Source organism: Streptomyces sp. NPDC030991, from assembly GCF_055571235.1.
On record NZ_JBVIFR010000019.1, the window covers coordinates 66,322 to 90,601 of the forward strand.

The 24,280-nt window shown below is 73.0% G+C and carries 21 protein-coding genes; 8 read left to right on the top strand and 13 right to left on the bottom strand.

Annotated features, from left to right (window positions below):
- Positions 1-24 precede the first annotated feature (24 nt).
- The gene (locus ACZ45E_RS29920; protein ID WP_468226449.1) at positions 25-1,479 is read right to left on the bottom strand and encodes a cytochrome P450; all 1,455 of its coding nucleotides are present in this window, start codon (positions 1,477-1,479) and stop codon (positions 25-27) included.
- A gap of 141 nt (positions 1,480-1,620) precedes the next feature.
- Here ACZ45E_RS29920 and ACZ45E_RS29925 point away from each other — a divergent pair, with 141 nt between their 5' ends.
- The 3 genes from ACZ45E_RS29925 (at position 1,621) to ACZ45E_RS29935 (ending at position 3,871) form a co-directional block, all read left to right on the top strand.
- Complete coding sequence (locus tag ACZ45E_RS29925; protein WP_468226452.1) at positions 1,621-2,247, top strand: TetR/AcrR family transcriptional regulator; 627 nt, start codon at positions 1,621-1,623, stop codon at positions 2,245-2,247.
- An 85-nt stretch (positions 2,248-2,332) separates the two neighbouring features.
- Positions 2,333-2,788: a MarR family winged helix-turn-helix transcriptional regulator gene (locus tag ACZ45E_RS29930; protein WP_468226455.1), complete on the top strand. Its 456-nt coding sequence runs from the start codon at positions 2,333-2,335 to the stop codon at positions 2,786-2,788.
- 264 nt (positions 2,789-3,052) lie between these two features.
- Positions 3,053-3,871: a putative protein N(5)-glutamine methyltransferase gene (locus tag ACZ45E_RS29935; RefSeq protein WP_468226457.1), complete on the top strand. Its 819-nt coding sequence runs from the start codon at positions 3,053-3,055 to the stop codon at positions 3,869-3,871.
- Between the two features lie 33 nt (positions 3,872-3,904).
- On the opposite strand, the gene ACZ45E_RS29940 is transcribed toward ACZ45E_RS29935, so the two are convergent.
- The 4 genes from ACZ45E_RS29940 to ACZ45E_RS29955 all read right to left on the bottom strand — a co-directional run bounded on the left by ACZ45E_RS29940 (position 3,905) and on the right by ACZ45E_RS29955 (position 7,711).
- On the bottom strand, positions 3,905-4,549 hold the full coding sequence (locus ACZ45E_RS29940) for a DUF4230 domain-containing protein (RefSeq protein ID WP_468226459.1): 645 nt from the start codon (positions 4,547-4,549) through the stop codon (positions 3,905-3,907).
- A 46-nt stretch (positions 4,550-4,595) separates the two neighbouring features.
- Positions 4,596-6,518, bottom strand: a complete 1,923-nt coding sequence (gene otr(A), locus ACZ45E_RS29945; protein ID WP_468226462.1) for a tetracycline resistance ribosomal protection protein Otr(A) — start codon at positions 6,516-6,518, stop codon at positions 4,596-4,598.
- A gap of 135 nt (positions 6,519-6,653) precedes the next feature.
- Positions 6,654-7,088 (bottom strand): protein-tyrosine phosphatase family protein, encoded by a 435-nt coding sequence (locus tag ACZ45E_RS29950; protein ID WP_468226464.1) that lies wholly within the window; start codon positions 7,086-7,088, stop codon positions 6,654-6,656.
- Entirely contained in the window at positions 7,085-7,711 is a 627-nt protein-coding gene (locus ACZ45E_RS29955; RefSeq protein ID WP_468226628.1) for a TetR/AcrR family transcriptional regulator, read from the bottom strand. The genes ACZ45E_RS29950 and ACZ45E_RS29955 overlap by 4 nt, the downstream gene beginning before the upstream one ends.
- 92 nt (positions 7,712-7,803) lie before the next feature.
- Between ACZ45E_RS29955 and ACZ45E_RS29960 the strand changes: the two genes are divergently transcribed.
- A complete protein-coding gene (locus ACZ45E_RS29960) occupies positions 7,804-8,742 on the top strand; it encodes a DMT family transporter (RefSeq protein ID WP_468226466.1) in 939 nt (312 codons plus the stop codon).
- On the opposite strand, the gene ACZ45E_RS29965 is transcribed toward ACZ45E_RS29960, so the two are convergent.
- The 3 genes from ACZ45E_RS29965 to ACZ45E_RS29975 all read right to left on the bottom strand — a co-directional run bounded on the left by ACZ45E_RS29965 (position 8,733) and on the right by ACZ45E_RS29975 (position 11,627).
- A complete protein-coding gene (locus tag ACZ45E_RS29965) occupies positions 8,733-9,890 on the bottom strand; it encodes a dihydrofolate reductase family protein (protein ID WP_468226468.1) in 1,158 nt (385 codons plus the stop codon). The two genes, ACZ45E_RS29960 and ACZ45E_RS29965, sit on opposite strands and share 10 nt — an antisense overlap.
- Before the next feature lie 36 nt (positions 9,891-9,926).
- A complete protein-coding gene (locus ACZ45E_RS29970; RefSeq protein WP_468226471.1) occupies positions 9,927-10,928 on the bottom strand; it encodes a glutathione S-transferase family protein in 1,002 nt (333 codons plus the stop codon).
- 72 nt (positions 10,929-11,000) lie between these two features.
- Positions 11,001-11,627 carry a PAS domain-containing protein gene (locus tag ACZ45E_RS29975; protein WP_468226630.1) on the bottom strand — a complete coding sequence of 209 codons (627 nt, stop codon included), beginning with the start codon at positions 11,625-11,627 and terminating at the stop codon, positions 11,001-11,003.
- A 196-nt stretch (positions 11,628-11,823) separates the two neighbouring features.
- Here ACZ45E_RS29975 and ACZ45E_RS29980 point away from each other — a divergent pair, with 196 nt between their 5' ends.
- On the top strand, positions 11,824-14,997 hold the full coding sequence (locus ACZ45E_RS29980; RefSeq protein ID WP_468226474.1) for a bifunctional cytochrome P450/NADPH--P450 reductase: 3,174 nt from the start codon (positions 11,824-11,826) through the stop codon (positions 14,995-14,997).
- A gap of 154 nt (positions 14,998-15,151) precedes the next feature.
- Entirely contained in the window at positions 15,152-15,388 is a 237-nt protein-coding gene (locus ACZ45E_RS29985; protein WP_468226477.1) for a hypothetical protein, read from the top strand.
- 242 nt (positions 15,389-15,630) lie between these two features.
- Here the strand turns inward: ACZ45E_RS29985 and asnB are convergent, their stop codons facing one another.
- Together asnB and ACZ45E_RS29995 are read right to left on the bottom strand one after the other, a co-directional pair.
- Entirely contained in the window at positions 15,631-17,472 is a 1,842-nt protein-coding gene (gene asnB, locus ACZ45E_RS29990; protein WP_468226479.1) for an asparagine synthase (glutamine-hydrolyzing), read from the bottom strand.
- Between the two features lie 338 nt (positions 17,473-17,810).
- Positions 17,811-18,986 carry a TIGR03364 family FAD-dependent oxidoreductase gene (locus ACZ45E_RS29995; RefSeq protein WP_468226480.1) on the bottom strand — a complete coding sequence of 392 codons (1,176 nt, stop codon included), beginning with the start codon at positions 18,984-18,986 and terminating at the stop codon, positions 17,811-17,813.
- Between the two features lie 125 nt (positions 18,987-19,111).
- Between ACZ45E_RS29995 and ACZ45E_RS30000 the strand changes: the two genes are divergently transcribed.
- Both ACZ45E_RS30000 and ACZ45E_RS30005 read left to right on the top strand, forming a co-directional pair.
- Positions 19,112-19,903, top strand: a complete 792-nt coding sequence (locus ACZ45E_RS30000) for a GntR family transcriptional regulator (protein ID WP_468226483.1) — start codon at positions 19,112-19,114, stop codon at positions 19,901-19,903.
- Positions 19,900-20,586: a phosphonatase-like hydrolase gene (locus ACZ45E_RS30005; RefSeq protein WP_468226486.1), complete on the top strand. Its 687-nt coding sequence runs from the start codon at positions 19,900-19,902 to the stop codon at positions 20,584-20,586. Before ACZ45E_RS30000 ends, ACZ45E_RS30005 begins: the two co-directional genes overlap by 4 nt.
- A 64-nt stretch (positions 20,587-20,650) precedes the next feature.
- Here ACZ45E_RS30005 and pgm read toward each other — a convergent pair whose 3' ends face one another.
- From pgm to ACZ45E_RS30020, 3 genes are all read right to left on the bottom strand, one after another.
- Positions 20,651-22,273, bottom strand: a complete 1,623-nt coding sequence (gene pgm / locus ACZ45E_RS30010) for a phosphoglucomutase (alpha-D-glucose-1,6-bisphosphate-dependent) (protein ID WP_468226488.1) — start codon at positions 22,271-22,273, stop codon at positions 20,651-20,653.
- 124 nt (positions 22,274-22,397) lie between these two features.
- Positions 22,398-23,138 carry a Clp protease N-terminal domain-containing protein gene (locus ACZ45E_RS30015; protein ID WP_468226490.1) on the bottom strand — a complete coding sequence of 247 codons (741 nt, stop codon included), beginning with the start codon at positions 23,136-23,138 and terminating at the stop codon, positions 22,398-22,400.
- Positions 23,139-23,204: 66 nt separating this feature from the next.
- A complete protein-coding gene (locus ACZ45E_RS30020) occupies positions 23,205-24,239 on the bottom strand; it encodes an aldo/keto reductase (protein WP_468226493.1) in 1,035 nt (344 codons plus the stop codon).
- Positions 24,240-24,280: the final 41 nt, after the last annotated feature.

Sequence of the window (24,280 nt, forward strand, 5' to 3'; positions counted from 1 at the left end):
CGCAGGTCGCCCGGCCGCGCCGGATCAGCGGCGCGTCAGGCGCAGCCGCAGATCGCGCGGCATCAGTGTCAGCCGCTCGGCGATCCGCAGCCGGTACCCCGGCTCCGCGTGCAGGTCGTAGCGGCGCAGCAGCAGGCCGAGGACCAACGTGGCCTCGTGCAGGGCGAACTGACGGCCGATGCAGGCCCGGGCCCCCGTGCCGAACGGCTTGAAGACGTGTGCGGGGCGCGCCCGTACAGCCTGCGGCGCGAACCGCTCGGGGTCGAAGACCTCCGGGTTCTCGCCCCACGCCGCCGGGTCCCGGTGCAGCATCGTCGTCAGGACCAGCGCCCAGGCGCCGCGCCGCATCGGGTGGATCCCGCCCAGCGTCGTGTCGGCGACGGCCTCCCGCGCGAACGCCGGAGCCGTCGGCCACAGCCGCAGCGACTCGTCCAGGACCCGCCGCAGGTACCGCGCTTTGGCCACCTGCTCGTAAGCGGGCACCGGCGTGTCGCCCCAGACCCGGTCGACCTCCTCCCGCGCCTTCGCGAGCACGGCACGGTCCTGCGCGAGGTAGTGCAACGCGAACGACAGCGCGCCCGACGTCGTCTCGTGCCCGGCGACCAGGAAGGTGATCACCTGGCGACGGATGTTCTCCGGCGCGAGGCGCTCGCCCGTCTCGGGGTGCGCCACCTCCAGCATCCGGTCGAGCAGGTCGCCGGGGCCACCGCCCGCGGCGCGGCGCGCGGCGATGATCTCGTCGACGGCGCGGTCCAGGTAGGCGCGATCCGCGGCGTTGCGCTTCTCCGCGCCGCGCAGCAGCGGGGAGAGCAGCGGCGGCACCACGTTGCGGCGCTGGGCGAACGACAGCGCGCCCACCATCGCCGTCACGAACGGATGCGGGCCCTCCTTGTCGAAGTCGCGCTCGAAGGAACCGAAGTCGTGCCCGAAGCCGGTCCGCGCGATCGTCTCCAGGGTCAGCTTCGTCATGTCCCCGGGCACGTCCACGCTCCGCCCGGCCGCCGCACTCGCGTCCCACGCGGCGGTCAGCCGACCCGCCACGTCCAGCATCAGCGGGTGGTAGCCCGCCATCGCCTCGCGGCTGAAGCCGGGCGCCAGTATGTCGTGCGCCAGCTGCCAGTTGGGCTCGTGGTTGTAGGCGGTGAACAGCCCGTCGCCCGCCACAGGACGCAGGTTGGCGACCCCGAGCCCGACGTGCTTGGCGAACCGCGACTCGTCCGCGAGCTCCGCCGCCAGCTCCGCGCCCGCCACGAAGACGATCTCCTTGCCGAACGCCTTCCGCCGGAAGATTGGACCCAGCTCGGCCGCGATCCGCATGGAGTCCTGGAGCGGCGTGCGGACGTCGGCGCCGAACACATCGCCGATCAGCGGTACGCGGCGGGGCGGGTGCGGTATCCGGTCCAGGCGCGGCCAGCCCTGCTCGGCGCCGCGAAAACCCCGCGGCAGCACGCCCTCGGCCACCTGCGTCATCTGCGCCATCGTGCCCATCTCCCCTGCGCGACCGGCCGGTTGAGTCCGCGCCACCGCCTTGTTGGACGTGAATTCAACAACGCGCCTCAGTGTGGTCCCGTTGTTGAACCGACGTCAAGTAAGCGGAGGAACGTCCAGTAGGGTGCCCGCATGAGCGCAGAGCGAGGGGGAGCGCGGACGTCGGGGGAGCGGACCCGGCGCAGGCTGAGCAGCGAGGAGCGCCGGGAGCAACTGCTCTCGGTGGGCGCCAGGTTGTTCGCGCGCGATCCCTACGACGACGTCTGGATCGAGCAGGTCGCCGAGATCGCCGGTGTCTCGCGCGGTCTGCTGTACCACTATTTCCCGACCAAGCGGGACTTCTTCGCCGCCGTCGTCCGTCGCGAGAGCACACGCATGCTGCGGCTGACCGCCGCCGTCCCCGGCGTCCCGGTCCGCGACCAGCTCGGCACCGGCCTGGACACCTTCCTGGAGTACGTCGCCACGCACGCGCAGGGCTTTCGGGCCTTCCACCGCGCCGAGGCGGCCGGTGACCCCGCCGTGCGCACCGTGTACCGGGAGGGCCTCGCCGCCCACGAGGCGCAGATCATGGCCGCGCTCGCCGCCGACCCGCAGCTCGTGGACCGGCTCCCGGGGCCGGTCGCGCTGGGCCTCGCCGTGCGCGGCTGGCTCGCCTTCCTCGTCACCGTCTGCCTCGACTGGCTCGACGAGCCCGAGCTGACCCGCGCGCAGGTGCGCGACCTGTGCGCGCGAGCCCTGCTCGGAGCCCTGGAGATCTGACCCCCGGCTCCCCGCACGCCTCCCGCACCGCCGTAATCGCAAGGAAAACTTGCAAGGCTGCCTGTCTACCTCTTACGGTGGGAATATGTCAGGAACGCACGGACCCACGGCCGCGGAGCCCCCCACCGAGCAGGTCGCCGCCGATCTCGCCACCGTCGTCGGCCGGCTCTCGCGCCGGCTGCGCAGCGCGTCGCCGGACAGCCTCCTCACCCCCACGCAGCGCACGGTCCTGGCCCGCCTCGACACGGAAGGGCCCGCCACCACCGCCGCGCTCGCCCGCTCCGAGTACGTACGGCCGCAGTCCATGCGGCTGACGATCGGCGCCCTGGAGGACCAGGGCTTCGTGGCGCGCTCCCCGGACCCGAACGACGGGCGCCAGTCCGTCATGTCGATCACCGAGAGCGGCCGCGCCACGCTCGCCTCCGTGCGGGCCGCCAAGCACGGCTGGCTCACCCAGGCGCTCGCCTCCGAACTCGACGCGGCCGAGCGGCGCACCCTCGCCGAGGCGACCCTGCTCCTGGAGCGGCTGGTGCAGAAGTGAGCGGTGAGGCGTCGTGCCGCCGCCGTGCTCCGGACTGGTCGCGTGCGGGAGATCACCGGCGGGAAACTGACACTTAATACGGTGCGGTAGTGTGACCGGTCCCACCAGTACCACGAGGGACCGAGGAGGTGAGTCCGATCGCCGCTGTGTCAGGTCGGGAGCTCCCTTCTCCTGTCGTACGCACCGTCCGCCCCCTCTGAGCGGGACGGCGGCCGTCCGACGCCCGGGAGCCCCATCGGCTTCCCGAGAGGTCATACATCAGTCATGTCGCTCCCCCCGTCGTCCCCTTCCCTCCTGTTCCCCTCGGCGCCCCTTTCCGTCGACCCTGCGCCCGTCGTCACAGCCTTGCGCCGAGCCGGCTGCGTCTTCGCCGAGGACGAGGCGCGCATCCTGCTCTCCAGCGCCCGGGACGCGGCCGAACTGACCGCGATGGTCGAGCGCCGCGCCGCCGGACTCCCGCTCGAACACGTCGTGGGCTGGGCCGCGTTCTGCGGGCTGCGGATCACGGTCGACCCCGGCGTCTTCGTGCCGCGCCGGCGCACCGAGTTCCTGGCCCGGCAGGCGCTGGCCCTCTGCCCGCCCGACGCCGTCGTCGTCGACCTGTGCTGCGGCAGCGGGGCGGTCGCCGCCGTGCTTGCCGACCGGCGCCCCGCGCGGCTGCACGCGGCGGATCTCGACCCGGCGGCGGTGGTCTGCGCCCGGCGCAACATCGCGCCGCTCGGCGGTGAGGTGCACGAGGGCGACCTGTTCGAACCGCTCCCCGCCGAACTGGCGGGCAGCGTCGACATCCTGGTCGCCAACGGCCCGTACGTCCCCACCGGCGACGTGCCCCTGCTGCCGCCCGAGGCCCGCGACCACGAACGGCTCATGGCCCTCGACGGCGGCGCCGACGGGCTCGACGTCCTACGGCGCGTGAGCGCCGGAGCGCCGCGCTGGCTGGCACCCGGCGGCCACCTGTTCGTGGAGACCGGCGAACACCAGGCCGCGGCCGCGGAGGCGGCGGTACGCTCCGCCGGTCTGCGGCCGCGGGTGGTACGGGACGACGACCTCTACGCCACGGTGATCATCGCGACGCGGCCCTGACGGGCGCCGCCCCCCCCTTGACGGAGCCCGGGCTCACGCGTCGAAGGAGACCCGGACGTCCTTGAAGCCCAGGGAGTGCAGCAGCCCCTTCAGCATGTCGGTCGTGTTGCGTTCGGCGCGGGCCGTGAGGCCACTGTCCCGCGCCGCCTCCCCGATGTGCCGGGCGGCGAGCTTGCGTACGGCCCGCTCGTCGTTCGGGTTGTCGGAGAACAGGTCACCGAGCCGGTCGAGGAGGCCCCGCTGCTTCGACACGGCGTAGGAGCGGTCCGTGTCCAGGGCGGGGGTCCCGAGCCGGGCGTGCGGCAGCTTCAGCGTCGCCGACGTCCGCTCGTCGTTCACCCGCACGTCCCCCGAGCCGATCTTCCCGAGGTCCACGTACGAGTCCACGCTGCCGGCCCCGATGTACAAAGTCCGGGACCCGCGGATCGCGTCCGGGAGGTACTTGGTGTCCTTCTCCAGATCGACCACGACCTGGAAGTTCCCGGACGCGGCCTGGTAACGGCTCATATCGCGCACCGACTTGAGCAGCGCGGGACCCGACCGGTCGTGCGTCTCGGTACCGAACACGTCGTCCAGCCGGTGCACGAGGCGCAGCCCGGTGAAGACGAGCACCAGCACCACGACGAGTACACCCACGAGCTTCGCCCAACGGGGCAGTGCCACAGCTCTCGACGTCATGACGGAACCTCCTTTCTAGGAGGCCTAGTTCCACCGTATCCAGTGATCACGCCTTCGGCGGCGCCCCGGACGTCCGGATCGGACGGTCGCCCGACACCCGCGACCACCACACGCCCTCGCCGCGCGTGAGCCCCGGCAGTGCCAGCTCCATCTCCCGTACCCGGCGTGCCGTCAGCTCCCCGGTCACGAGCCAGGTCTCCCGCCCGCCGGTCGTCTCCCCGAACTCCGCGCCCAGAAAAGCCAGTTGCGCGGTGACCGGAGCGAGCGCGTCCAGCGGAACCTCCACCTCGAAGGCGTGCACCGGCTCGAAGACGCGCGTGCCGGCCCGCTCCAGCGCTTTGCGGGTCACGAGCGCGGTCACGGTCCGGAAGTCGCCCGCGACGCTGACCGGGGAGTCGAACCCCGAGCGGACCAGCGTCACCCGGCAGTCCGTCACGGGCCGGCCGTACGGCCCGCCCCGCGCCAGGGTGGCGTGCACCGTGTCCTCGACGGCCTGGTGGAACGCCCGGGGGAGCGCGCCCAGTTCGGTCTCGTACCGGAAGACGCGGCCGGAGCCGCGCGGTCCCGCCTCGATGCGCAGACCGACGGTCGCGGGCAGCCCGGTCGTGCTGCGGTGACCCATCTCCTCGACCGCCTCGCCCGTACCCACGGGACGCTCCACGCAGCGGATCCGGCTGGGCTCGAACTCCGCCTCGATGCCGAACTCCTGGGCCAGCGTGGCCCCCAGCACCTCCTTCTGCACCTCCCCGTACAGCAGGAGCGCGGTGCTGCCGTCGGGTTCCGGGCGGGCGTGGATCAGCGGGTCCTGGCCGGCGAGGTCGAGCAGGGCCGAGCGCAGGGCGGCGCCCTGTCCGGGCCGGACGGCGCGGGCCAGCGTCTCCAGGGTCGGCGGCGCGAACCTGGCCTGCTCACCCCGGAGTTCACCGAGCCGGTCACCCACCCGGATCCCGGCCGTGCCGCGCACCTCGGCGATCTGGCCGGGCCCGGCGGTCTCCCCTTCGGCGCCGACGACCCGGACCGCGGTGAGCCGTGCGGCGATGCGCTCGGTGCCGCCCTCGGCGTCGCGCCGCAGGAACACCACCTTCTGCCGGGCCCTCACCTCGCCCTCGTACAGGCGGAGACAGCCGACGCGCTCCCCGCCGGGTCCGCGTCGCACCGCGAACACGGTGCCGGCCGACCGCGCCGACGCGACCCCGGTGCTCGTGGCCGCGGGCACGAACGCCCGCACCGCGTCCACCAGTTGAAGAACCCCCTGGCCGCCGATCGCGGAGCCGAACAGTACGGGATGCAGGGATCCGTCACCGGTGTGGGCCGCCAGAGCGGCGCGTACGGTGTCGGCGTGCGGCGGCGGCCCGTCGACGAGCGCGGCCAGCATCGTGTCGTCGACCTCCGCCAGAGTGCGGGCCACCTCGTCCCGTACCGCCGGGTCGTCGAGGCGGCGGGCGGTGACGGTGGCGTGCGGCGTGCCGGCGTCCCGCACGTCCGTGAGCGGCACCACGTGCGGGGTGAGCCGGCGCCTGACGTCGTCGAGCAGCGGCGCGACCCGCGCGCCCGCCCGGTCGATCTTGTTGACGAAGACGAGCGTGGGCAGCCCGATCCGCCGCAGTGTCCGCAGGAGCACGCGCGTCTGCGCCTGTACGCCCTCCACCGCGGAGATCAGCAGGACGGCCCCGTCGAGCACGTCGAGGGCCCGCTCGACCTCGGCGATGAAGTCGCAGTGGCCTGGGGTGTCGATGAGATTGATCTGTGTGTCGCCGGCGGTGAACGCGGCGACGGCCGAGCGGATGGTGATGCCGCGCTGCCGCTCGATCGCACCGGTGTCGGTGCGGGTGTCCCCGCCGTCGACGCTGCCGAGCCGGTCGATGGCGCCCGTGTCGAACAGGAGCCGCTCGGTGAGGCTGGTCTTACCGGCGTCGACGTGGGCGAGAATGCCGATGTTCAGGGTCGTGCGAACCTGCGTGGTCTGCATGGAAGGTCGAGTCCTCGAAAGCGGTGGTCCGGCGGGGTCGCTGAACTGCTTCGAGGAATCGGCGCATGCGGGTCTCCTGAACCGGCGAGGACGTGGCCCGCCCATGATGCGCAGCGGGCCACCGCCGGCCGCAACTCAATTTCCGGCGGCCGGGAACCGGCGTACGAACCGCTTCTGCCACGGCGTCTCCACGGCGCGCCGGTCGTAGTGGCGGCGCACGTGGGCGACGGCGTCGGCGGCCGGGACCCCGTCGAGGACGGCCAGGCAGGCGAGCGCCGTCCCGGTCCTGCCCCGGCCGCCCCCGCAGGCCAGCTCCACCCGCTCGCCGGCGGCCCTGCGCCACGCGTCGAGCAGCACCACGCGCGCGCGTCCGGCGTCGGACGGCAGCCGGAAGTCCGGCCAGCGCAGCCAGGTGGACTCCCACTCCACCGGCGCCGGTGGAGTGCCCAGAAGGTAGACGCCATACGCCGGTGCGGAGCCCGGCGGCAGTGGTTCGCGCAGCGCGCGGCCGCGCACCAGCCGCCCCGACGGCAGGCGCAGCACGCCGGGGGCGTCCGGCTCCCAGCTCATCGCGTCTCCTGTGCCGCGCAGAGGAGGAACGCCGCGAGGCGACGGGCCCGCCCGAACGCGTCCGGGAGCACGTCGAGGCCGTCCGTGACGAGGGCACCCTCGTGCAGCAGCATCAGGGAGCGCCCCAACTCCCGTGCCGCGTCCGGTGCGACGTCCTCGGCGAGCCGGGTGAACAACTCCAGCATCCACTGCTTCTGCCCGGTGATCACGGCGTACGCGGGGTGTGCCGGATCGCTGATCTCGGCGTGCGCGTTGATCATGCCGCAGCCCTTGCCGCTGTGCTCGGCCATCCACTCCTTCGACGCGTCGAAGACGGCCAGCACCCGCTCGGCCGGGGAGAGTGCGGCCGGGGCGTGGTGCGTGGCGAGGAAGGCCCGCCAGCGCGCGTCGCGTGTGACGAGGTAGTCGACGACGATCCGCTCCTTCGAGCCGAACCGGTCGTAGAGCGTCTTCTTCGTGACGCCCGCCTCCGCCGCGATCAGGTCGACCCCGACGGCGTGGATGCCGCGTTCGTAGAACAGCCGCGAGGCGGTCTCCAGGACGCGCCGCGCCGCCGGGGTCAGATCGGTGCGGTCGGGGTCGACGGTCAGGGGCGCCGAGGTCGGGGTCGGGGTCGCAGTCATACGCATGCCCCCATAGTAAACCGATCTGTATAATCAGCCCAGTAAACCGATCTGTATACCTTCCCCCTGATGGATGAGGTGGTGTCCACGTCATGAACGTCCTGATGTCTCTCGGTTTCGTCCTGACCTGGAGCTCCGGCTTCATCGGCGCCAAACTCGGCGCCGGTGAGGCGAGCGCCGTGACCACGCTGATGTGGCGGTTCCTGCCCCTCGCGCTCGTCCTGGGGGCCGTCGCCGCCACCGCGGGACGGCGCTGGTGGCGCGGTCTGACGCCACGCGACATCGGACGCCAGACCGTCGTCGGCGCCCTGTCGCAGAGCGGCTACCTGCTGACCGTCTACTACGCCATCCAGCTCGGCGTCTCCAGCGGCACCACCGCGCTGATCGACGGCGTCCAGCCGCTCGTCGCGGGCGCGCTCGCGGGACCGCTGCTGCGGCAGTACGTCACCGCGCGGCAGTGGCTCGGCCTCTGCCTGGGCGTGGCCGGCGTCGCCGTCGTCACCACGGCCGACGCGGCGGCGGCCACCGGCGTCGCGGGATGGGCCTACCTCATTCCCTTCGGCGGCATGCTGGCCCTGGTGGCCGCCACCTTCGTGGAGAGCCGCTCACCCACGCGCGTGGAACCGATGGCCGCCCTGACCGTCCACTGCGCCACCAGCGCCGTCGTCTTCACGGCCCTCGCCGCCGCCGCGGGCCAGGTCGCACCCCCCGCCGAGCCGTCCTTCTGGCTCGCGATCGCCTGGCTGGTCGGTCTGTCGACGTTCGGCGGCTACGGCCTGTACTGGCTCGTGCTCCGCCGGCGCGGACTGACCCAGGTCAACACCCTGATGTTCCTGATGGCACCGGTGACCGCGGTGTGGGGCGCGCTCATGTTCGGCGAACCGTTCGGCGTGCGCACCGGCCTCGGTCTCGCGCTCGGTCTCGTCGCCGTCGTGGTCGTACAGCGGGGCGCCGCCCGGCGGCGAAGGTCCGCACCGGTCCGCGCCGGCTCGTCGTCACGGCCGGGCGAGCGCGCGAGCCGCTACCCCTGATCCGCCGCGGGGGCGACCAGGTGCCGGTTGGGGCGGATGGCCGCGTCGGCCAGCTCCGGCACCTCCGCCACGGCGACGCCCGCCCCGGCCAGCACCCCGATCCCGTCGGCGCCCGGCACGAACGTGTCCGGCTCCCGCCACGCCGTCACCACCCGCCGCACCCCCGCGTCGACGATCAGCCGCGCGCACGGCCTCGGCCGCGACGCCCGGCGCGCGCACGGCTCCAGGCTGCTGTACACGGTGGCGGTCGCGAGACGCGGATCGGCGGCGTCGAGCTTGCCGAGCGCGGCCTCCTCCGCGTGCACGACCGGGTCGCCGGCCTCCCGCGAGTGGCCTCGCGCGAGCTCCGTGCCGTCGGCCGCGACGATCACTGCGCCGACGCTGAACGCGGTCCCGGACGGCGGGCACTCCTCGGCCAGTTCACAGGCGGTCCGCAGCCAGTGCCGGTCCGCCGCCGTGGCCACGGACCCGGCGCCGGGCACGGTCGGCGCGTACCGCGTCACGATCACGTCGCCGACCCGTTCCGTGTCCAGCACCCGCATCCGCCCGCGCGGCCCGCCCGGGTACGAACCGGGACCGAACAGCCGGGGCGCGTCCGGCTCACCGACCACCAACGGGGCCATGGCGAGCCGCAGTTCGTCGGCGAAGCCGAGCTGCAACAGCTGCGTGTGCACCCGCGCCCCGCCCTCGACCATCAGCCGCCGCACGCCACGCGCCCCGAGATCGTCGAGGAGCGCCGCCCACTCCACCGCCGGGCCGAGCGCCACCACGTCGGCGGCGCCCCCCACGCGAGCGCGCGCGAGCCTCGCGCCGTCGTCCGTCGTGTAGAGGAGCCGCTCGCCGCCGGTCGTCCAGAACGGGTCACCGGGGTCCACGTCGCCTGACCCGCTGACCGCCACCTTCAGCGGGTACACGGGCCGCCCCTCGACGACCCGCCGGGCGCGCCGCTCGGCGCAGTTGACCAGCAGCCGGGGCCGGTCCGCGCGCAGCGTCCCCGCTCCGACGAGGATCGCGTCGCTCGCCGCGCGCTCCGCGTCGACCCGGTCGAAGTCCTCGGACCCGGAGAGCAGCAGCCGCTCGGGACCGGTGTCGTCGAGGCAGCCGTCGAGCGAGACGGCGGCGGACAGCAGCACGTAAGGGCGGGACATGGCGACTCCGGGACCGGCGGGACGTACGCACCGACCCTATCGAGCGGCGGGCGGCGTCCCGTCACCGAACGGCCGTCCGCCGAGCCGCTCCCGGCCGTGCGGCGTGTGCCAGCCCGAGAGATCCGGGCCCAGCGGCACGATCCCGGTCGGGTTGATGCCCGAGTGCACCTGGTAGTAGTGGCGCTTGATGTGGTCGAAGTCGACGGTGTCGCCGAAGCCGGGCGTCTGGAACAGATCCCGCGCGTACGCCCACAGGACCGGGTCCTCGGTCAGTTTGTTGCGGTTGCACTTGAAGTGGCCGTGGTAGACGGCGTCGAAGCGGACCAGCGTCGTGAACAGCCGCACGTCCGCCTCCGTGATCGTGGAGCCGACGAGGTAACGCTGCCCGGCGAGCCGCTCGGACACCGCGTCCAGGCGCCGGAACACGTCCCGGTAGGCGTCCTCGTACTCACTCTGGTCCGTCGCGAACCCGGCCCGGTACACGCCGTTGTTCACGTCCCGGTACACGTCCTCCATCACCGCGTCGATCTCGTCGCGCAGCGGCTCCGGGTAGAGGTCGGGGGCCCCGTCCCGGTGCAGCGCCGTCCACTCCGTCTCCAGGTCGAGGGTGAGCTGCTGGTAGTCGTTGGTGACGAGCCTGCCCGACGGTACGTCGACGATCGCGGGCACACTGACCCCGCCCGGGTAGTCCTTCTCGCGGGCGTCGTACGCCTCACTGAGGTAACGGATGCCGAGGACCGGGTCGCGGCCGTCCGGGTCGAGCGTGAAGCGCCAGCTGCGGTCGTCCTGGATCGGGTCGGTGACCGCCAGGGACAGGGCGTCCTCCAGACCGAGCAGCCGCCGCACCACGAGCGCGCGGCTCGCCCACGGGCAGGCCCGGCTGGCGACGAGCCGGTACCGGCCCGCCTCCACCGGCCAGCCGTCCCGCCCGTCGGCCGTGATCCGGTCGGCGAAGTGGCTGCGGGACCGCTTGAATCCCTTCCTGCCGTACGAGTCGTTGCCGTTCACGGGGTCTCCCTCCAGAGCCGGGCCCGGCACGGGCCGTGCTGTCGAGCCTGCCCGGGAAACGCGCCGCGCACCACTCGCGCCGCGGGCGGCCGCCCGCACGGTTCAGGGGCCCGGGTCCGCCTCCGGGGCGCGGGTGCCCGGCCCGGACGACCTGAGCCGCGGCGGCCAGGTCCCCGGCTCCAGGACCCCCGACGCGTAGGCACGGGCGACGAGTTCGGTGCGGTTGGCCGCGCCCCACCGCTGCGACAGGCGCCGCAGGTGGTAGGTGACTCCGTCGGTCGTCAGGCCCGTCTCGCGGGCCGCCCGCGCCGTCGTCGCGCCCGCGGCGAGCAGCGCGAGGATCCGTCCCTCGTGCGGGGGGAGCGGCGCGGGGGCGGGCGCGGGGCGCGGGGCCTCACCCGTCCCCCGCACCATCACCAGCAGATCGGGCAGCGCGTTCGGTGTCTCGCTCACCGGGTCGACCGTCAGGTCTCCGCTGCGGCCCACCCCGTCGGCGCCCCGCCAGGTCACCGCCACCGTGTAGCGCGAGCGGCGCCGCAGCCTCAGCGCCTCGACGATCCGGTCGACCTGTGTCCCGTCCCGGGGTACGAACAGACTCAGCAGCTCACGGCCCTTCAGCCGCCCCGGTGTCGTCCCCCACTCGGCGGCGAGCGCGGCGTTGGCCAGACGCAGCACCCCGTACGGATCGCACACCGCGACCGGCAGCGGAATGCGGTCGAAGAGGACCATCGCGCGATTGCGCCACACCACCGCGTCCACCGTCCCGCTCCTCCCTCTCCCGCCTGCCACGAACCCGCGCCGGACGCAAGGCCGCCACACGCCCGCCCGCTACACAATCATGTAGTGCACCGGCGCTGACCGGCGGGGGAGCGGGATCAAGCTGGAAGCGCCGATCCCCCCACCCGCGAAAGGCAGTTGCCCCGCCATGCCGCACCCCACGCCGCTCCCGCCGCCCCTCACCGACGGCGTCCCGCTCATCGACATCTCGGCCACCGGGCCGGGAGCGGCCCCGCTGCAACAGGTCATGGGGCTGATGCGGGAGCACGGCCCCGTCCTGGTGCGCCGCCTGCACGGCCGCGACGCCCTCTTCGTCGCCGACCTCGACCTCGTCACCGAACTCGCCGACGAGACCCGCTTCACCAAGCACATCGGGCCCGCCCTGGAGAACGTCCGCGCCTTCGCCGCCGACGGCCTGTTCACCGCCTACAACGACGAGCCGAACTGGGGCCGCGCCCACGACATTCTCATGCCCGCCTTCGCGCTCGGCTCGATGCGCGGCTACCACCCGGTCATGTACCGCGTGGCCCGCCGCCTCGTCGACACCTGGGACCGCGCCGCCCACGACGGCCGCCCCGTCGACGTGCCCGGCGACATGACCCGGATGACGCTCGACACCATCGGACTCGCCGGCTTCGGCTACGACTTCGGATCGTTCACCGGCACCGAGCCGCACCCGTTCGTCGAGTCGATGGTGCGCTGCCTGGAGTGGAGCATGAAACGCCTCGCCCGCACCCCGGGCGGCGACCACGCGGCGGCCGACGCCGCCTTCCGCACGGACGCCGACCACCTCGCGCGGGTCGTCGACGACGTCATCGCCGCCCGGCTGCGCGGCGGCGAGCAGCACACCGACGACCTGCTCGGCCTGATGCTGACCGCCGCACACCCCCGGGACGGCGCCACACTGTCCACCGCCAACATCCGCAACCAGGTCATCACCTTCCTGATCGCCGGACACGAGACGACCTCGGGCGCCATGTCCTTCGCCCTGTACTACCTGGCCAAGAACCCCGCCGTCCTCGACCTCGTCCGCCGGGAGGTCGACGACCTGTGGGGCGACACCGCCGACCCCGAGCCGGACTTCGACGAGGTAGGCCGGCTCACTTATACCCGCCAGGTACTCAACGAGGCGCTGCGGCTGTGGCCCACGGCGGCCGCGTTCAGCCGGGAGGCCCGCGAGGACACCCTGCTCGGCGGGTGCGTCCCCGTCCGCGCCGGGCAGGGCGTCACCGTGCTGGCACCGATGCTGCACCGGCAGCCCGTGTGGGGCGACAACCCCGAGCGGTTCGACCCCAACCGGTTCACACCCGACGCCGAGGAGGCCCGCTCGCCGCACGCCTTCAAGCCCTTCGGCACCGGCGAACGCGCCTGTATCGGACGGCAGTTCGCGCTCCACGAAGCCACCATGCTGCTCGCGATGCTGGTGCACCGCTACCGGCTGCACGACCACGCCGACTACCGGCTCACGGTGAAGGAGACCCTCACCCTGAAGCCGGACGGCTTCACCGTGGGCCTCACCCGGCGCACCCCGGCGGACCGGCGCCACGCCCCGCTGCCCGGCCACGCCGTGGCGCCGCGACAGGACCTCGACACCGCCCGGTTGCCGGTCCGGGTCCTGCCCGGGACCCGCGCCCTGTTTCTGCACGGCAGCAATTACGGCACCTGCCGGGACCTGGCCGCCCAGCTCGCCGACGAGGCCGCCGCCCTCGGCTGCACGACCGAGGTCGCCCCGCTCGACACCTACGCGCGCGAGCTGCCCACCGACCGTCCGGTGATCGTCGTCGCCGCGTCCTACAACGGCCGGCCGACCGATGACGCCCGGGAGTTCGTCGCGGCTCTCGACCAGGGCGCCGACGGCTCCCTCGACGGTGTGCTGCACGCCGTGCTCGGCGTCGGCGACCGCAACTGGGCCGCCACCTACCAGCACGTTCCCACCCGCATCGACGACCGCCTCACCGCACTCGGCGCCGAGCGCCTGTGCGGGCGCGCCGCCGCCGACGCCTCCGGGGACCTGACCGGCACCGTGCGCACCTTCACCGCGGGTCTGCGTGCCGCGCTCCTGGAGCGGTACGGCGACGCCGCCGCCGACGCGGGGCCCGCGCCCACGACGGCGTACGAAATCCGTGAGATCACCGGCGGCCCGCTGGACCTCGCCGCCGCCCGGCACGGGCTCGCCCCGCTGACCGTCACCGAGACATACGACCTCACCGCCGCCGGTCACCCGCGCACCAAGCGGTTCCTGCGGCTCGCCCTGCCGGACGGTGCCACCTACCGCACCGGCGACCACCTCACCGTGCTGCCCGCGCACGAACCCGCCCTCGTCGACCGCGCCGTGCGCGCGCTCGGCATCGACCCGGACGCCGTGCTCGACATCCGCTCCGACCGGCCGCGCCGTGCCGCCATCGCCGTGGACCGCCCCCTGACGGCCCGTGAACTCCTCACTCATCACGTGGAGTTGCAGCACCGGCCCACGCCCGGACAGGTCGCCGTGCTCGCCGCGGCCAACCCCTGCCCGCCCGAGGCCGCCGCGCTCAGGGCGCTGCCCGCCGACGACCGCCGGACCTTCCTCGAACTGGTCGAGGCCCATCCGGCTCTGCGCTCCGCCCTGACCTGGCACCAACTCCTCGACATACTGCCGCCGTTGAAGCCACGGCACTACTCGATCTCGTCGAGCCCGGCCGTGCGGCCCGGCCAGGTGGAGCTGATGGTGTCCGTGCTCGACGCGCCCGCCGCGTCCGGCACCGGCCGCTACCGGGGCACCGGCTCCACCCACCTGGCGGCGCTGCGCCCGGGCGACACCGTCCTCGGCCGTGTCCAGCCGTGCCGCGACGCCTTCCGCATCCCGGTCGACGGGTCCGAGCCGGTCGTCATGATCGCGGCGGGCACGGGCCTGGCGCCGTTCCGCGGCGCGATCGCCGAGCGGCTGGACCGTGCGGCGTCGGGCGCCCAACTGCCGCCCGCTCTCCTCTACTTCGGCTGCGACCACCCGGACCGGGACCTGCTCCACGCCGACGAGCTGCGCGCCGCCGACGCCGCCGCGGCGATCTCCCTGCGGCCGGTCTTCAGCGAGGCCCCCGTCGACGGGCACGCCTTCGTCCAGCACCGCATCGCCGCCGAGGGGGCCGAACTCCGGGAGCTGCTCGACGCAGGCGCCCGCGTCTACGTGTGCGGCGACGGCGCGAGGATGGCGCCCGGCGTGCGGGCCGCGTTCCGCGACCTGTATCGCGAGCACGTCCCCGGCGCCGACGCGGCCGCCGCCGAACAGTGGCTCTCCGCGCTCGTCGAGGAGGGGCGCTACGTGGAGGACGTGTACGGCGGCTGACGCGGCGGGCACCGGCGTGCGGGGACGCCGGGATGCCCGGTGCGGGGCGCGGCCATCGGGGCGCGGGATGCGGGGCTGAAGGCGTGCGCGTCACCCGATCGGCCCAGTCCCCTCGCGTTGGCGGGATCACCGAAGCGGACGCAGAATCAGTCTTATGTCCTTTATGTCCGCGGGTGTGACGTGGCTCGGACTGGGCCTGACGCTCAGCGCGGCCGGTGCGGTGACGTACGGTCTCGCGTCGCTGCCCTGCTCGGGGAGCGTCCGTCAGGAGGACGCCGAAGTGGTCTGCCGCCCGGCGCGGCGGACGGCCCTGGGGCTCGGGGTGCTGGGATTCGCGGCGTTGGTCGTGGGAACGGTGTGCCTCGTTCTCCACGTCACGGACTTCCGCTGAAACCGGCCGGGGTACACGGAGCGGGGCCGCGTCGTCGACGCGGCCCCGCAGTCGTCTCTCCGCGGTCGCCGCTCCCGCACCAGGCGGAGGGGGCCTCCGCGCCACGGACCGGCGGACCCTCGAAGGGGGCGCCACGGCAGACGTCGTGACGGTCGGTCTCGCCGGGCCGTCTGCCGTGCGGCTCCGCGCGGTGAGTGCTACCGGCAGCTTCCGCGCGGAGCGGCCCGCGGGGCCGGGCGGACTCAGTCCAGGACCAGTTCCGGCTTGTACATGTCCAGCCACAGGGCCAGGTCGAGGGTGCGTTCCAGGCCGCGCCGGGAGGCCTGGGTGATCTGGGGCGCCTCGCGGTGCGCGGCACGGGCCACACGGTCGCGGTCGACCAGGTCGAAGACGCGGTGCGAGGGCCGGGAGAGCAGGTCCTTCGCGTGGTCCTGGAGCGCGAGCGCGTACTTCGGGTCCTGCGTCGACGGGTAGGGGCTCTTGACCCGGTCGTACACCGACTGCGGCAGCACGTCCGCGGTCGCCTCGCGCAGCAGGCTCTTCTCGCGGCCGTCGAACGACTTGAGCGCCCAGGGCGTGTTGTACACGTACTCCACGAGCCGGTGGTCGCAGAACGGCACCCGCACCTCCAGGCCCACCGCCATGCTCGCCCGGTCCTTGCGGTCGAGCAGCACCCGCACGAACCGGGTCAGGTGGAGGTGGCAGATGCGCCGCATCCGGTACTCGAAGTCGCTCTCCCCGTCGAGGCGTTGGATGCCGCGCACCGCCCCCGCGTAGCTGTCGGCGACGTAGCCCGGAAGGTCGAGCCGCTTGCCGAGGTCGGGGCGGAGCACGTCCGCGTCGTCGCCGAAGTGCTGTCCCATCCGCACCAGCCACGGGAACGTGTCGGCGTTGCGGGCCTCCTCGTCGAAGAACTGGAGGTAGCCGCCGAAGACCTCGTCCGCCGACTCGCCGGAGAGCGCGACCGTGGAGTGCTCGCGGATGGCGCGGAAGAGGAGGTACAGCGAGGCGTCCATGTCGCCGAAGCCGGCCGGGATGTCACGGGCCCGGATCACCCGGGCCCGCACCTCCGGGTCGGCGAGCGCGTGCGAGTCGAGCACGATGTCGCGGTGATCGGTGCCGGCCGCCCGCGCCACGTCGTGGACGAACGGGGTGTCGGGTGTGCCGCGCAGCTCGTCCGCGACGAAGTTCTCCGCCTGGCCGACGAAGTCGACCGCGAAGCTCCGTACGGTCTCGCCCTGGAGACCCAGCTGCCGGGCCGCGATCGCCGTCATCGCCGACGAGTCGAGGCCGCCGGAGAGCAGGGTGCAGCGGGGCACGTCCGAGACCAGCTGGCGGCGCACGATGTCGTCGAGCAGGTCGCGGACCGTGGCGATCGTGGTGTCCCGGTCGTCGGTGTGCGCCCGCGTCTCCAGCGTCCAGTACGCGCGGCTGCGCAGCCCCGACCGGTCGACGGTGACGATCGTGCCCGGCTCGACCTCATGCATCCCGTCCCACACGGCATGCCCCGGAGTCTTCACGAACGTGAACAGTTCGCGGAACCCGTCGAGGGTGACCCGGGACCTGGCGAGCGGGTTCGCGAGGATCGCCTTGGGCTCGGAGCCGAACAGCACACCGTCCGCGGTCCGGTAGAAGTAGAACGGCTTGATGCCCATGCGGTCACGGATCATGAGCAGCTTGTCCACCCGGCCGTCCCACACGGCGAACGCGTACATGCCGTTGAGCCGTCCGGGCAGTTCCTCGCCCCATTCGAGGTAGCCGCGCAGCACCACCTCGGTGTCCGAGTCGGTCCTGAACTCATGGCCGAGGGCGGCGAGTTCGGCGCGCAGCTCGGTGTAGTTGTACGTCTCGCCCGAGTAGACCAGGGCGATGGTGCCGCTCGGCGTCTCGACGGTCATGGGCTGCCGGCCGCCCGGCAGGTCGATGATGGCGAGCCTGCGGTGTCCGAGCGCCGCGGGGCCTTCGATCCAGGTGCCGCGGTCGTCGGGGCCGCGGCACTCCATCGTCTGCGTCATCGCATGCAACGCGTCGGCCGAGGCCCGCAGGTCACGGTCGTAGGAGACCCAGCCGGTGATGCCACACATACGCTTCCTCCTGCTTCCCGTTCCGCCGTGGACAATCGGACACGACCGTGTGACCTGCGTGGATACAGGTGCGGTCGCCGTCGGACGGAGTCCGTTGTACACGGCATCTATATAACGAGCGTGTGTCATGGCGGCGGGCCCGGTCAACGTGCCCGTAACGCGCCGGACCGGGCGACCCGGAGGGTTTCGGCCGCCTGCCGACCCGGTGATCGATGTGATCCCCTTCGCAAATCCCCGGTCTACCCGGGGTATCGCGTTCGGTTGCCTCGGGCTACCAGTGCGATTCGGCCAACGGCAAAGGTTTGATCAATCCTGCCGCGGGCCGCCGGGACCCTTCCTCACGCCGTCGCGCGCAGAGACCCGTCGAACGTCGCCGCGGCCAGACCGAACGACAGCGTCATCCCGACCCCCGACGTCACCGAAAGGGCCCGCACGCCCGGCGCCACGTCCCGGACGAACAGCGGCCCGCGGGCGCTGCTCGCGTACACGCCCTGCCAGCGCTCGGTCACCCGGACCTCGCCCACCCCGAGGACGCGCGCCACCTCGCGCAGCAACAGCGCCGACACCGCCTCGTCCTGGAACGGGATCTCCGTGATGTCGTACGCGTGCGAGTCGCCGACCAGTACCGTCCCGTCGGGCAGCCGCGTGAACATCACGTTGGCCCCGATGCCGAGCAACTCCGCGCTGTGACCCGTCACCTCGGCGCGCAGTGCGCTCGCCGACGGCGTCGCCGTGAACGCGTCGTAGCGCAGCATCGAGGTGGCGGTCAGGACCGCGGCGTCGCCCCGGAAGCCGTCGGGCGCCTCGATGCGGGCCATCGACAGGCGGCAGCGCTCGATGCCGTGCGCCTCCGCCTCCACCGGGTACAGGCGGTCGAGGTCATGTCCGACGCAGAGCAGGACCTGATCGCCGTGGACCGGGCCGCGGCTGGTGTGCACGGTCCCGGTCTCGACCCCGGTCACATTGGTGCCCCAGGCGATGCTCACGCCGGGCTGCTCCGCGAGCCACGCGGCGAGCCGGGGCGCCGCCTCCCGCGGATCGACCCGCAGGTCGGCCGGGAGCAGCGCGCCGCCCGCCAGGTCGCCCCGCTCGTCCGCGGGACGGCCGAGGGCGTCGCCCACCTCGTCCCGCGTGCGCATCAGTACCGCGTCCGCCCCGCGCCCCTCGCGGAGCTCCTCCAGTACGGCCAGCTCGGTCGCCGACCGCGCCACCACGAGCGCGCCCGCCTCCGGCGCCCACAGTCCGGCCCGCGCCGCGGCGTCCAGCCAGCCCGCGCGCGAGCGGGTCGCGAGGTCGAGCAGTTCACCGCGCTGGGCCGTGACGCAGCAGTGCCCGAAGTTGCGTACGGAGGCCCCTACCGGCCGCCGGTCCCGCTCGACCACCGTCACGCGCAGGCCGCGGCGCACCGCTTCGACGGCGTGCGCGAGGCCGATGATGCCCGCGCCGACCACGACGAGATCGCTGCGGTCGCGCGGCAGAGCGGTGGGGGCGGAGGAGGCGATGGCAGAGGTCATGTCCTCAGCGTGGAGAGAGGTGACCGGCTTCGACAAGGGTGTCTATACAAGTTTCCTGGATATTTACCGAGACGCCGCGAAGGTATCTCTTGATCTTTCTGACCTCGGGCTGCGAGACTCAACTTGTGAATACAAGTGAGGACGGGCCGCTACATCAGCGGCTTGGTGCGGAGTTCCGGCGCCGGATCGAAGCGGGGGAGTGGCCCGAGGGTGCGCCCGTGCCGAGCGAGGCCCAGCTGTGCGAGGAGTTCGGCACCTCGCGCGGTCCGGTCCGCCAGGCCCTCGCCCAGCTCCGCGCCGAAGGGCATCTCGTCGGCGGCCGGGGCAGGCCGCCGGTCGCCCGCCGGATCACACCGTCCCAGCCGTTCGCCACGCTGATGTCGTTCACGCAGTGGGCGCACTCCATCGGACGCACCCCGGGACAGCTCACTGTCGAGGTCGCCCGCCGCCGCGCGGGCCCCGAAGCCGCCGCGCGCCTCGGCCTCGACGAGGGCGCCCCGGTCGTCGACCTCGTGCGCCTGCGCCACCTGGACGGGGTGCCCGCCATGGTCGAGCGGTCCACGTTCGTCCTCGATGTGGGCACGCACCTGTTCACGGTCGACCCCGACGCGGGCTCCGTCTACGAAGCCCTCACCTCCCGCGGCGTCGACCTCCACCACGCACGCCACACCATCGACGCCATCGCCGCGGACCGCGCCGACGCCGCCCTCCTGGCCACATCGGAGGGGCAACCACTGTTGCGCGTACGGCGGTTGGCGTTCACCGGCGACGGCGTCCCCGTGGAGTTCGCGGACGACCGTTATCTGCCCTCCATGGCCACTTTCACCATCGAGAACACCATCGAGGGCCGCACCGTCGCCGGCCGCGACCGCTCCGACGGCGCGCCTCCCCGGCCCAGCGTGAAGGAACCCCAGTGATCGAACTCGCCGTCTTCGACATGGCAGGCACGACGATCGAGGAGCACGGCGCGGTGTACGAGGCGCTGCGCCACGCCGTCGAGTCGACCGGAGCCCCCGTCGCCCGCGCCGACCTGCAGACCTGGATGGGCACCGACAAGCGCGAAGCCATCGCCGCCCTCGTCCGCATCGGCGGCGGCACCCCCGACGTCGAACTGGTCGAGCGCCAGTACGGCGTCTTCCGTACGTTCCTGAAGCGGCGGTACGAGGAGGTGCCGCCGGAGCCGATCGCCCACGCCGACAAGGCGCTGGAGGAGCTGCGGGCCCGCGGGGTCAAGATCGCCCTGACGACCGGGTTCAGCGACGACGTGGCCCTGCCGCTGCTCGCCTCGCTCGGCTGGTCCACCGGCGAGGGCGGCAATCTGGACGCCGTCGTCACCTCCGACGAGGTGCGCCGCGGGCGGCCCGCGCCCTACATGATCCACCGGGCGATGGAGAAGACGGGCGTCGTGGACGTGCGCAGGGTGCTCGTCGCGGGGGACACGGCCGTCGACCTGGAGGCGGGGGTGAACGCGGGAGCGGGTGTCGTCGTGGGCGTACTCACCGGGCAGCTGACCCGCGAGCAGCTCGAACGGCACCCGCACACCCATGTGCTGAACTCGGTCGCGGACATCCCCGGCCTGCAGGAGACCGCCCGCGACTGAACGCGACCGGCGTCGTGGGGTGGACGGTACGGACCCGCCCCACGACGCCGCGCACTGCCGTCGCTCAGGCGAGTGCCGCGTCCACGATCGCCTGCGCCTCGCTCTGCACCTGCGCGAGATGTTCGGCGCCGCGGAACGACTCGGCATAGATCTTGTAGACGTCCTCGGTGCCGCTGGGCCGCGCCGCGAACCAGGCGTTCTCCGTGGTCACCTTGACGCCGCCGATCGCCGCACCGTTGCCCGGGGCCTCGCTGAGCCGGGCGGTGATCGGCTCGCCCGCCAGGGTGTCCGCGGTGATGGCCTCGCCCGTCAGCTTCGACAGCCGCGCCTTCTGCTCCTTCGTCGCCTTCGCGTCGATCCGCGCGTACGCGGCGCCCGACGCCCCGAACTCCGCGGCGAGTTCGGCGTAGTACGCGGACGGCGTCTTCCCGGTCACCGCGGTGATCTCGGCGGCCAGCAGGGCGAGCAGGATGCCGTCCTTGTCGGTCGTCCAGACGCTGCCGTCCTTGCGCACGAAGCTCGCCCCGGCGCTCTCCTCGCCGCCGAACGCGACCGAGCCGTCGACCAGGCCCGGCACGAACCACTTGAACCCGACGGGGACTTCCACCAGTTCACGGCCGAGCGAGCCGGCGACCCGGTCGATGACGGCGCTCGACACGAGCGTCTTGCCGACCGCCGCCGACGCCGACCACTGCGGCCGGTGCGAGAACAGGTAGTGGATGGCGACGGCCAGATAGTGGTTGGGGTTCATCAGGCCGGCGTCCGGGGTGACGATGCCGTGCCGGTCCGCGTCCGCGTCGTTCCCGGTGAGCAGGTCGTAGTCGTGGCGGCGCGCGAGCACCGACGCCATCGCGGGCGCCGACGACGGGTCCATCCGGATCTTGCCGTCCCAGTCCAGCGTCATGAAGCGCCACGTCGGGTCGACGTCCGGGTTCACCACGGTGAGGTCGAGGTCGTACATCTCGGCGATCCGCGCCCAGTAGTCGACGCTCGCGCCGCCCAGCGGATCGGCGCCGATGCGTACGCCCGCCGCCCGGATGGCGTCCACGTCGATGATGGTCCGCAGGTCCTCGACGTAGGCCTCACGGAAGTCGTACGGCTCCGGGGCCGGGGTCTCGGCCGTGCGCGCCGTCCAACTCGGGTCCTCCAGCAGCTCGTTGGCGCGCTGCGCGATCCAGGACGTCGTCGTGGAGTCGGCGGGGCCGCCGTGCGGCGGGTTGTACTTGAAGCCGCCGTCGCGCGGCGGGTTGTGGCTCGGGGTGATGACGATGCCGTCGGCGCGGTCGGCCGGCTCCGTGCGGTTCCAGCGCAGGATCGCGTGGCTGAGGGCGGGCGTCGGTACGTAGCCGTCGTGCGCGTCGGCCATGACCCGGACGCCGTGCGCGGCGAGCACGGCCAGCGCCGTCCCGAGCGCGGGCCTGGACAGGGCGTGCGTGTCGGGGCCGATGAACAGCGGGCCCGTGATGCCCTCGGCCGTGCGGTGTTCGACGATGGCCTGGGTGATCGCGGCGATGTGCTTCTCGTTGAAGGCGCCGTCGAGGCTGGAGCCGCGATGGCCACTCGTGCCGAAGACGACGCGCTGCTCGGGGCGCGCGACGTCGGGTTCCCTCGAGAAATAGGCGTCGACCAGCTCGTCGAGGTCGACGAGGTCGTCCGGCCGGGCGGGGGTTCCTGAACGGTCAGTCATGCGAACAGTGTCCCACCTGCGTCTATGGGACGTCCGCAGGCGCCGCTCCCGCCCGGCCTGCTGGTGGCTCGCGACCGGGTGATCCCTCGTGGCCGCCCGCCTGGTTCCGGCTCGTGGCCGGGGCTCAGTCCTGGCCGTCCGCCTGCTCACCTGCGGCGACGAGCGCGGCGAGCGCGGCGAGGATGTGGGTCTCGGCCTTGCCCTTGTCGATCCCCAGGCCGGCGAGAAGCCCCGAGCCGTTCTCCTGTTCCAGGAGCGCGAGCAGGATGTGCTCGGTGCCGATGTAGTTGTGCCCCAGGCGCAGCGCCTCGCGGAACGTCAGCTCCAGCGCCTTCTTCGCCTCGGCGTCGAACGGCACCAGGGCCGGCATGTCGTCGCAGGCCGCCGGGAGCAGCGCCGTCGCCGCCGCTCGTACGGTGTCGAGCGGCACGTCCTGCGCGGCGATCGCTTCCGCGCCGAGACTCGCAGGCTCTCCCGTCAGACCGAGGACGAGGTGGGCGGTGCCGATCGTGCCGCTCTGCGCGGCGCGGGCCTCGTTCTGCGCGGAGACGACCACGTTCCTGGCGCGCGTGGTGTACCGGTTGAAGCCCTGGCTGGGGTCGAGGTCGTTCTCGGAGCCCTTGGGCACGAACCGCTTCTGCGCGGCCTGCCGGGTGACCCCCATGCTCTTGCCGATATCGGTCCAGGAGGCGCCGGAGCGCCGGGCCTGGTCGACGAAGTGACCGATCAGATGGTCGGCGACATCGCCGAGGTGGTCCGCCGCGAGTACGGCGTCCTGGAGCTGTTCGAGCGCGTCGGTGTGGACCTTCTTGATGGCTTCGATCAGGTCGTCGAGGCGGACGTGGGTGCCTACTGGGTTCACCATGAGGCAACCCTAGGTTGACAGTGGCGGGGTGTCAACGTCGGGTTGACACCCCGTTGCGACGTCCGCTCATACGGTCGGCGGGTTCAGCTGCCGGAAGCCGTCCTGGTTCCGGTACGGGTAGTACGGATAGGGCACCTTGACCTCGCTCGCCGCGTCCAGCCGGGCGACCTGCTCGGGGGTCAGCTCCCAGCCGACAGCGCCCAGGTTCTGCTTCAACTGCTCCTCGTTGCGGGCCCCGATGAGTACGGAGGAGACGGTGGGGCGGCGCAGCAGCCAGTTGATGGCGATCTGCGGGATCGCCTTCCCGGTCTCCTCGGCGATCTCGTCGAGCGCGTCGACGACGCGGTACAGGTGCTCGTCCTCGATCGGCGGGCCGAACTGGGCCGTCTCGTGCAGCCGGCTGTTCGCGGGCAGTGGCTGTCCGCGCCGGATCTTCCCGGTGAGCCGGCCCCAGCCCAGCGGGCTCCAGACGACGGCGCCCACGCCCTGGTCCGCGCCGAGCGGCATCAGCTCCCACTCGTAGTCGCGTCCGGCCAGCGAGTAGTACACCTGGTGCGCGGCGAACCGCGGCCGCCCGTGCTTCTCCGCCTCCGCGAGCCCCTTCATCAGCTGCCAGCCCGAGTAGTTGGAGACTCCGGTGTAACGGATCTTGCCCGCCCTGACCAGGTCGTCGAGGGTCGAAAGGAGCTCCTCCACCGGCGTGCTCGCGTCATAGGCGTGCAGCTGGAACAGGTCGATGTGGTCGGTGTCGAGGCGGTGCAGCGCCGCCTCGACCGCCCGGACCAGGCGTGAGCGGGAGACTCCGGCGTCGTACGGGCCCGCGCCCGTCGGCAGTGCGGCCTTCGTGGAGATCAGTGCCCGGTCGCGGCGGCCCTTGAGCGCCGCGCCCAGTACCTCCTCGGACGCCCCGTCCGAGTAGACGTCGGCGGTGTCGAACATCGTGACCCCCGCGTCCAGGCTCAGATCCACCATGCGCCGGGCCTCGTCCGTACCGGCGGTGCCCCAGGCCGAGAAGAGGGGGCCTCGTCCGCCGAACGTCCCGGCGCCGAAGCTGAGCGCGGGGACCTTCAGGCCGGATGTCCCCAACTGGCGGTACTCCATGACGATCTCCTCTTTAAATGGGCTGCTGGTTCCTTTAGTAC